The 341-nt window shown below is 20.8% G+C and carries 1 protein-coding gene; it reads left to right on the forward strand.

Features of this window, described 5'->3' with window-relative positions:
• A partial coding sequence (locus tag EN851_RS36870; protein WP_348630749.1) for an acyltransferase family protein occupies nucleotides 1–341 on the forward strand: 341 nt, incomplete at both ends.

Raw genomic sequence — 341 nt, forward strand, 5'->3', positions numbered from 1 at the left:
TTAAAACTTCTTTATTATGTTCAAAATATTGTTATCTTTGGTACACCGAGTTTTATTATCTTATCTCAATTATTAACAACTTTGAATTATGAGAAAATAACATTTAAATATTTATGGTCTAGATTTAAATATATCTTTATTCCTTATTTAACCATCGGGTTATTTTACTGTTATACAGAATCGCTTAAATTAAATAGTCCATTTTTACATCAATTTTATGAAAACGTTGTTTTAGGATATTGGTATGGTTATTTTATTATAGTTATTTTACAATATTTTATACTAAGTTATTTTATATATAAAATTTCAAGTAAGATTTTTGAAAGCGAGGTAATACTATT

It is taken from the genome of Mesorhizobium sp. M8A.F.Ca.ET.208.01.1.1, from assembly GCF_004791315.1.
GTDB lineage: Bacteria > Pseudomonadota > Alphaproteobacteria > Rhizobiales > Rhizobiaceae > Mesorhizobium.